Genomic DNA, 9187 nt, shown 5'->3' on the forward strand with positions numbered 1-9187 from the left:
ACTTAATACCTCATACTTAATACTTAATACCTCATACTTAATACTTAATACCTCATACTTAAGTACCAAGAATAAATTATTTAATAATATTAATGTCGTTGATTTGTAGTGGCGTATAGCATACGCCAATGTTTTGACAATTTTGGCGTATGCTATACGCCACTACATAATGTCAAATAATTTATTCCTAAACTTAATACCTCATACTTAATACTTAATACCTCATACTTAATACATTAATTACAGCCACAACCTCCACCACTTTTCCCGCCATTTCCACCTGCTGCACCTTCACGATATAAGTAAAAACTTGTTTCAAACTTCTCTGCTTTTCGGGCTGACAATTCCATTTCTGAGTCGTTAATTCTACTTTTTTGATATTCCTTCACGCTCACACATGAAGACAAGCCAAATACGCCTAAAGCAAAAAAAAGCGATTGTTTAAAGAGTTTTGATTTCATATTTTTTGTTTTTTGATACAAATTCTCCAATTACTAATAACCGATTACCGCTCGACTATCTGATATTAATATTTTTACTGGTAAACATTTTGTCGTGGTCGTCAACAATTACACAGGCAATTCCTTTGATTTGATTAATGAGGTCTAAACCTACTTTTACGCCCATAACCGTTACAGGTGTGGCAAGAGCGTCGGCAATTTCAGCATTGGGGGCTATAATAGTTACGCTTTTTATGCCTGTTACGGGCAAACCTGTTTGTGGATTAATGGTATGAGAATATCTTTTGCCATCTATCATCACAAATTTTTCGTAGTCTCCCGAAGTAGCCACTGCCATGTTACTGATATTGAGATATGAAAAAGGTCTATTTTTATGATTTGGGTCGGCAATACCGATTGTCCATTGTTTGCCATCGGGTTGAAGTCCCCACGTAGTTAAATCTCCCGAAGCATTCACAATTCCGCTTTTTACGCCTTCTTGAATCATCAATCGTTTTGCCATTTCGGCTGCGTAACCTTTTCCAATTCCTCCAAAACCTATTCTCATGCCTTTGTCTTGCAAGAAAACCGTACATTCTTCTTGACTCAAAATAACTTTCTGATAATCAATCAATTCAACCATTTTCAAGGCTATTTCTCGGTCGGGAAGAACGGTCATTTTGGCATCAAAATTCCATAGACTCTTGTCTATTGAGCCATAGGTAATGTCAAATGCTCCTTGTGTGAGGGCTGAAATGCGTAGCGAGCGTTGGATAAGTTCAAAAACTTCTTTATCAACTTTTACGGGCATAATTCCTGCATTATCGTTGATTTGGTTGGTCTGACTATCGGATTTAAAAGTGGTTAGTAATTGTTCTATCCGACTGATTTCGGCAATGGCTGAATCTATTTTTTCATTTGCCCAAATTTCATTATCTGATACAACACTTAATTCAAACCGATTACCCATCAGTTTTTGAATTCTCGAAAATATTTGTACCATTACTTCAATTTCACCAATTGTTCGATTTCAACTTTCAGATTTTCAATTGTCATATTGGCGGTGTAACCTTCCCAAGATTTCACCACTTTTCCGTCGGCATCTATCAAAACGGTATAAGGAAATTTACCTTGATTGTTATATTTTTCAGCAAGGGCTTCGTTATGTTTCGTCAATTCGGGTGAAAGACGATTCTTTTTATTTCTTGGAAAATCGGCTCTTACTAAAACCAATTTATCATTAGCATATTTTAAGAATTCGGGAGAATCCAATACTTCTTTTTTGAGTTTTATACAAGGTCCACACCAATCTGAACCCGAAAAATTCAACAAAATATATTTATGCTGACTATTGGCTTCTGTTTTGGCTTTACCAAAATCTGTTGTCCATTCTTCAGTTGTGGAAAGGGAAAATGCAAGAAGAAAAATGATGCTTAGTAATTTCATGATGTATGATAATGAGTTTAAAAGTGTTTGGCAAAATAAGCGATTTAGTCACCTCATTCAGCTACATTTTTTATGAATAAACCACAACTAATTTTCCATCAGTTGCCACTTTATAAGCAGTAATTCCTTTACTTCCGTTAGCATTAAGCCCTTTTCCTGTAAGGTCAAATCTTGCTCCGTGGTCTGTACAATAAAATTCTCCTTGACTATAAATAACCTTACGTTTTGGCTCGTGACTGCATAAATTGGTAACTGCGGCAAATGTTCCAGCACTTACCTGAGCCACCACAATATTATTAGAAATCACATAGCCACCCACTTTTTTAAGATTTGAAGTTGAGGTTGACGATATATCAATTTTTGCTAAAGGGTTGGTAATTTTATCCAATTCAGACGTTCCTGTTACTGGTGTAACGGGTACTGTTGGCGTAGTTGGTGTAGTTGTGCTTACATCAATTATTGGAGCATCCAAAATTGCATCTTCTGCTTTTGTACAAGAAGTTAAAGCTGCCATTAAAGCAGCACCAGAAAAACCTAATGATTTGAGAAATTCGTAACGATTCATGAGTCTAAAGAGAGGGTAATGGATATACTTTGTTTTGCAAACAAGCATACACTTTTAATGGGTCTGGTATTGCCTGAGTTTTAATTTTTACAGTGACGATTTAAGAATGACGATTTACGATTTCTACAAACTTGGTTATCAACAACTTACAAAAAACACTAAATCCCAACCCCTACTTAATGTATCATTACTTGTTCTAAACTTGCCCAAACAATTTCTCCCATTGTTTTACACTTTAAAAACTTGTCTGATTTATAATATTTAGCTAATTCTTTTTTCAATTGATTGGTATTTTCTTCGGTAGAAATATCATCTTTTGCCATAACTGACATCAATTCATAAACTCTTTGAGTTTCTACTTTCAAACGCTTAGAAATCAACGAACGCTCTTCTATCTGATATTGCTTTACCGACTCTGGCGTCATGTGTTTCATTCCTAATTCTATCAACGGATTATTTTGTTTAAAATATTGAGGTTGATAAACAGTTCGTTTCCCTTCATAAGATTGCTGGTCAAAATCTATGGCACGAATTCGGTAATAATCTTCTTCAAAATCGGGTGTGATGTCAACCACAAAATTGGAAGAGTGCATATCTCCTAAAAGCATCACAAAACAACGTTCATTAAATTTGACAAATTCCTTAGCCAAACGTATCTGATTGATTTTGGGGTCATTAAGATAGGTTTTAAAAAATTGGTCACCCGGAATACCGGCAATATGTTCTTCTACCAACGAGTTTTGGTAAGTCATATAACTGATTCTATTGGGCGATAATAAATGTTCTAATTCCATTCCGTACACCCGTGAACTGTCGGCACGTTTAATATAAAAATAGTCGAAATTGTCATTCACTCGATTTACAATTCTGATTCTGAAAGGTTGCGTATTTCCGTAAGTACACAAATCTATACGGTCAACGGTGAGGTGTTTGATTACCTTTTCATCACCATCGGTTTTGAGGTCAGCATAAATCTTTTTGAGTCCCTCATAAATGTGTTCAATCTCACTATATGGGAAAAAAACCGTTAGCCAGAGCGTATCATTTCCGAAACGGTCGTATAAACTAATTGAACTCTCGAATCTCAACAAATCTGTATATTGAATGGGCATTGTCGTTTCTCGACCATATTTTGTGAGGTATTTACGGAGTTGTAGATTGATTTTGAAAGGAACTTTCTTTTTTGAGATTAATGCCATGGTTTTGTTTTGTTATAAAACGGGAATAAAAAACGGAACAATAAAGGGTTTGTCTCAAGACAAACGATAGACCACTGATGAAACGGATTATACTGATTTTCGCTGATTTTTCTTTATTTTATCTGCGTAAATACAGTGTTTAATAAGTTTCTTCAACTTCCCGAAAGTAGAAAAAACTTTCGGGAAGTGAACCTCTCGACCACTTCCCGAAAGTAGAAAGAACTTTCGGGAAGTTCTACAAGATTTTGGAATAAAAATTATCCAGATAACTTATTAAACAGTGTAGTAAATATGTCAAATCAATTCAATCTGTGGTCTAAATTTATCTGCGACAAATAGTTTATCGTTCAGTTAAAAAAATAACGAATACTGGAATAAATCCAGTATTCGTCAAATATAGTAGGTTCTACTTATCAATTAAAATATGTCAAGAATATCTACTTCACCTGATTAGGAATTTGGGCAAAATCTGCCACCACAAAACCCTGTGATACTTTTCCATCAGTCATTATCAAACGGATAAAACCATCTACTTTGAAAGGCTTTCCTGTGGCTGTTGGCATTAAATAAGCACTTGAATGTTTACCTCTGAAAATCACTTTCAAGAAAACTTTATTGCCTTCTACTACCATATCGTCAAACTCTACGTTGAATCCTTCAAATATTTTATCTAAAGCTCCCGGTAGTTTTTCAAGTCCACCTTCTACGCCTGTCAATACCGAACCAAACGATGTCCTGAATACAATATCGGGCGTTACTTTGGTAGCTACGTAAGGAATATCACGAGCATTGAGCAGAGCATTCAAAAATTCTGTGGCTAATTTACGGTTGGCATTAGCAATTCCCATCGAGTTATTTTTCTTGATAACTTCTTCATTCCGTTTTGCCGCTTCGGTATTCATGGTTGTGTACTGGGCGTGGATTTCCGAAGAGAAAGCCATTGCAAAAAACAAGCAGGTAATTAAAGTAATTTTTTTCATTATTATGGTTGATAAATTATTATGAATGGAATCTGAAGATTCTCATCATTCTTCTGTACATTTTTTATGCCGTTTTTATAAAACAGAAGCCTGTCAATTAACCCAAAGGTTGTATCGACAGGCTTCTCTTAATGGGAATAATCCTTATTTTTTATTTGAATCGACCGCTAAACGTTTTTCACGATTGGCAACTTCCCAAGTTAGGTAAAATACCAATCTGGCACGTTTTTCCATTTTGTTAAACTCAATTTTCTCAACGTCATCAGTTGGTTGGTGATAGTCGTCATGAACGCCATTGAAGAAAAACGCAACGGGAATATTATTTTTGGCAAAATTGTAATGGTCTGAACGATAATAGAAACGGTTCGGGTCGTTGGGGTCATTAAACTGAAAGTCTAAATCAATGGGCGAACCATGGCTTTTATTTTGTTCTAAAAGAGCCGAATGTAATTCCGAAGAAAGTTTATCTGAACCAATTACATAAATATAATCGCCTTTGCCTTCGTGGTCTTTGTCGGTACGTCCAACCATGTCAATATTAATGTCACAAACGGTATTTGCCAACGGAAAAACAGGGTGTTTTACATAATATTCAGAGCCTAAAAGTCCCTTTTCTTCACCCGTTACCGTCATGAATAATACACTTCTACGTGGTTTTGTACCTTTTTTAGCGGCTTCGCCAAAAGCCTGAGCAATTTCTAAAACTGAAACCGTTCCCGACCCGTCGTCGTCTGCTCCATTGTAGATTTTTCCGTCTTGAATTCCCACGTGGTCATAGTGTGAAGTCACGATAACCACTTCATCTTTTTTGTCTGTTCCTTCCAAATATCCCAAAACATTATACGTTTCAACGGCATCAGCAGTTCTTTCAATTTTCAGAATTAATGATTGGTTAGCCAATAAATTATCAACCGTTTTTTTCGCCTCAGCAATTTTTTGCTTTCCAGCTTCTAATTCCGCTGCTGTTGTTTTCAAAATTTCAGTCGCCATATTTTGCCCAATTGTCAAAACGGCAAAATCCGAGCCTTGTGGGTCAGACACTTCACGGAAACCTAAACGAGCATTTCCGAAACGCTTCATCATAGTTTGGCGTTGTTTTACGGTCTTCTCAAATTCTTCGGCTGATTGCTTAGAAATAATAAAAAGTCCTTTTGCTCCTTTACTTTTGGCAAGATTCATCTTTTCTTTCCAAGATTCCGACGTTCCCCATTTCGACATTTCTGACGTTCCAGAAATCAAGAAATTGCCATCTGCTGAACGTGGTTCTCCTTCAAAAACCACCACAAGTTTATCTTTTACATTCGCATTTGCATAGTCCGAAAATCCTTTTTCCTCAATTCCATAACCAACGAAAACAATTTCAAAATTTTGCTCTTTAGGTAACGGAGCGATAGAATTTGAGATAAAATCACTCAAATAATTAAACTTTTTGTTATTGGCTTTTACATAAAAATCTCCCCAACCACGCTTTACTAAATCTACCAATTGTAAGTGTGATTTTTCTGCCCCGACAACTCCTTGTAAACCGTAGCTTTCAAACTGATTTGAGATATATTGAGCCGCAACTTTCTGTTCTGGCGAACCTGTATCTCGACCTTTTAGACTGTCGGAAGCAATAAAAGTTAAATGTCTTTTGAGGTCTTCCACAGTAATTGTTTTAGCCAAAGAATCTGGATTCAATTGTGCAACTGTCCGACACGAAACAAATGGCAAAGTAGCAATTAGTGGAAGAAGAATGTTTTTTGTGAGTTTTTTCATGAAATATTTGGCAACGGGAAGAATCAATTTCTCTTGATTATATTTAGTTGCATTGATGATTTATTGTTACGAAATTAATCATTTTTTATGATTTTTCAGACGATTCCATGTACTGACTTGAGCATTTCTTGCTTCCAAAAAGGCATTAACTTTTACTAAAACTTTGAGAGCATATATTTTTTGGCACAGTTATTGAAATTCACAAAAACGGATGCGTAATCCGCCTAATTCTCATAAAAAAAATGTACGTTATTTAAAAGTCGTAAATTTGTATTAATCAAAATCTTACGACTTTTACTTAAATCTCCATTCTAAAACAACTTAATTGTAGGTTTAAAGTTCCAATAAAATTTGTCACAAATCTTTGAATTGTTGGATTACATCACTTTTAAAAACCTCTTATCCAGAATAGATTTAAAAGTTAATTCATTTTTTATCTTCCATTTTTGTAAACCGATATCCTCTACCTTCAAGAGTTTTTCCTTTATCTTTAATTTTCAAAATTAGACTCTCAGAAGTATATTTTGGATGAACAACTACAAGCATACCACTATCTCCTCTCACTACTTGCGAATTGATGGCGTCTCCTACTTTGTTTGTAACAATAGCACTATATGAATTAACGAACTCAACTTTTTGATAAAAACAGAAACTATTGGAATACTTTGCAGAGTCTTCTAATGTTGAACATAAATACGTACCTAAAATGGATTCATGATTATTGCAATTAGAGAAAAGGATTGCAAAAAATAGAATGAAAGGCTTTTTGGTGGACATTTTTAGTTGATTAAAGTTAAACCGAAGAGGGGAGAATTATTTTTTGGAGTAGAGATTGGATTCCAATATTTATTCCAAACTTTTTTAGATTTACCTATTCCTTGGTCATTCATTTGAAAAGAAGGACTAATTAACATTATGCTGCTAACTTTTTTAGGGTTATTTTTTTTATACGTCGCCTTCCCGTATTGATATTCCGAAATACTTATGTAATTGTCCTCTTTATCAATATATCCAATTGATTGAATACCGACCCATAAATATTGATAGTCAAAAGGAATATTGTATGAAGAAATATCAACATCAATATATTTTTCATCAGGAGTTACATCCACGATAACATTATCCTCTAAAATATCTTCAGTAGGAGTGTCCTCATCCCCATTTTTAAAGATTCTACATCTTAGTCTAAATTTTTTTACAAAATCTGATTTTTGGGGGTCTAATCTAAAATGAAGAGCCTCAATAATACCAGTACTGTGTTTATTTTCAATTTTTAGAGCTAATATTTGGCTCGAATTAGGGCTAATAGTAGTTTGGTGTACAAGCCAACGTTTATGAAAATTCCCTAAATTTATGGCTTTACTTTTTTTTGATTTAACAACTACTTCACCCAAAACAACATTTTTCTCTCTCAGAAATATTGTATCAGATTTAAGATATTGTTTGAAAGATATTTTTCTATGCTCATAACCAAGTGCTGATATTACTATGCTATCATTGTCCATATTAGATGTTTTGGCTTCAAAACAAAAACCACCTCTTTCATCAGATATTATTCCAAAAGGTTTATTTATGACCGAGATTGTTGCATAAGGAATACCAAATTTTGTTTGGTTATCGGCAACCAATCCACATTTCTGGGCAAAATTAAAATAAGGAAAAATGATTAATAAAATAACAATATGACGCATTATTTTCATTGAAATATGGCTACATTAAAAATTGACGTGAGAATAATTCATATTCTCACGTCAATTCACTTTAATTATTAAATGTTGAATTTTTATTAACTCTATTGTAAAAGCTAAAGCTTATTCAATTATTATTGAGGTCCCCCCCCATTACATCTAAAAGGTCTCTGTTGTATTTCAGACTTAACAATTATTCCGAAAAAATAGGTATTTACTTCAACTATCTCTACACATACATCATTATAAGCATATTGGCTTCCTAATGATTTTTCTTCAGCACCAAACCAGACAAATGCATGAGACTCCTGAACAGAAGCTACTGAAACGAGAAGTGTTACTATTAACACTTTGGGGGACTTAAAAGTTCTTAAAATATTTTTCATTGCTCAATTATTTATGTTTAATTTGCCTACTCATCCGCTTTTCGGCTTGGGCGGTTCTTATTCATTCATCAACCGGTTTTTGTTTTAGAACATCCCAAAATTAATAAGACTAAATATTAAAAATAAATTTTCTTTATTGTACTTTACAATAGCGTCAGTTGTAATTTACAATCAAAATTGATTCCTATAACCTAAAAAATGTACTAATATCATGAAAACACCTCTAAAGCTTGGAGAAAAAGTAAGTATAGTTCGTGAAATGAAGAAAATATCTCAGAAATGGGTAGCAACTCAACTTAAAGTATCACAGCAGTCATATCAAAAATTAGAACAAGGAGAAACAATTATGACAAATGATAAACTTATAGCTATTGCCTCTATATTACAATACTTCGCTACGATTTTGAGTATCATTTAAAAAAATAAGGGTAAAGTTTTAGTTTTGTTTTGCGAACTAACCAAACTTTACCCCATGAGCGTAGAAACACTCACGAGTGCAATATTGAGAAAAATGTCATTGATTGGCAAGTGGCAAGCCAAGTTTTTTTTAGAGTTAGTACAAACCTGGTTGTCTTTGAAGGGTCGATATACTTTTGAGAATCTATCTCGTCAAGGAGAAATGAGTTCAGAAAGTTATCGTTCTAATTTTTCCAATTCATTTGATTTTAAGACGTTTAACAGATATTTGTTTGAGTATGTTGGTTCAGAAAAAGTATGGGCTTTCG

12 protein-coding genes are annotated in these 9187 nt (G+C 34.1%); 2 read left to right on the forward strand and 10 right to left on the reverse strand.

The genetic code is table 11. From position 1 onward, the window contains the following. Positions 1–236 precede the first annotated feature (236 nt). From LV89_RS24330 to LV89_RS24375, 10 genes are all read right to left on the reverse strand, one after another. Positions 237–461 (reverse strand): DUF4266 domain-containing protein, encoded by a 225-nt coding sequence (locus LV89_RS24330; RefSeq protein WP_109745595.1) that lies wholly within the window; start codon positions 459–461, stop codon positions 237–239. 55 nt (positions 462–516) lie between these two features. Further along, positions 517–1443: an FAD:protein FMN transferase gene (locus LV89_RS24335; RefSeq protein WP_109745596.1), complete on the reverse strand. Its 927-nt coding sequence runs from the start codon at positions 1441–1443 to the stop codon at positions 517–519. Further along, complete coding sequence (locus tag LV89_RS24340; protein WP_109745597.1) at positions 1443–1886, reverse strand: thioredoxin family protein; 444 nt, start codon at positions 1884–1886, stop codon at positions 1443–1445. The genes LV89_RS24335 and LV89_RS24340 overlap by 1 nt, the downstream gene beginning before the upstream one ends. A 70-nt stretch (positions 1887–1956) precedes the next feature. Further along, positions 1957–2451 carry a Rieske (2Fe-2S) protein gene (locus LV89_RS24345; RefSeq protein WP_109745598.1) on the reverse strand — a complete coding sequence of 165 codons (495 nt, stop codon included), beginning with the start codon at positions 2449–2451 and terminating at the stop codon, positions 1957–1959. A 176-nt stretch (positions 2452–2627) separates the two neighbouring features. After that, the gene (locus LV89_RS24350; RefSeq protein WP_109745599.1) at positions 2628–3650 is read right to left on the reverse strand and encodes a hypothetical protein; all 1023 of its coding nucleotides are present in this window, start codon (positions 3648–3650) and stop codon (positions 2628–2630) included. Between the two features lie 437 nt (positions 3651–4087). Further along, complete coding sequence (locus LV89_RS24355; protein WP_109745600.1) at positions 4088–4630, reverse strand: ester cyclase; 543 nt, start codon at positions 4628–4630, stop codon at positions 4088–4090. Positions 4631–4774: 144 nt separating this feature from the next. Then, positions 4775–6388, reverse strand: a complete 1614-nt coding sequence (locus tag LV89_RS24360) for a M28 family peptidase (RefSeq protein WP_109745601.1) — start codon at positions 6386–6388, stop codon at positions 4775–4777. A 426-nt stretch (positions 6389–6814) separates the two neighbouring features. Then, positions 6815–7165, reverse strand: coding sequence for a hypothetical protein (locus LV89_RS24365; RefSeq protein WP_109745602.1), 351 nt, complete (start codon positions 7163–7165; stop codon positions 6815–6817). 2 nt (positions 7166–7167) lie between these two features. Beyond that, positions 7168–8088 carry a carboxypeptidase-like regulatory domain-containing protein gene (locus LV89_RS24370; protein WP_109745603.1) on the reverse strand — a complete coding sequence of 307 codons (921 nt, stop codon included), beginning with the start codon at positions 8086–8088 and terminating at the stop codon, positions 7168–7170. 122 nt (positions 8089–8210) lie between these two features. Beyond that, on the reverse strand, positions 8211–8462 hold the full coding sequence (locus LV89_RS24375; protein ID WP_109745604.1) for a hypothetical protein: 252 nt from the start codon (positions 8460–8462) through the stop codon (positions 8211–8213). Positions 8463–8673: 211 nt separating this feature from the next. On the opposite strand from LV89_RS24375, the gene LV89_RS24380 reads away from it, so the two are divergent. Together LV89_RS24380 and LV89_RS25675 are read left to right on the forward strand one after the other, a co-directional pair. Next, entirely contained in the window at positions 8674–8880 is a 207-nt protein-coding gene (locus LV89_RS24380) for a helix-turn-helix domain-containing protein (RefSeq protein WP_109745605.1), read from the forward strand. 54 nt (positions 8881–8934) lie between these two features. Continuing rightward, positions 8935–9187: hypothetical protein (locus LV89_RS25675; protein WP_211321275.1), on the forward strand; the 253-nt coding region annotated here is incomplete at its 3' end.

The organism is Arcicella aurantiaca (assembly GCF_003148625.1).
Classification (GTDB): Bacteria; Bacteroidota; Bacteroidia; order Cytophagales; family Spirosomataceae; genus Arcicella; species Arcicella aurantiaca.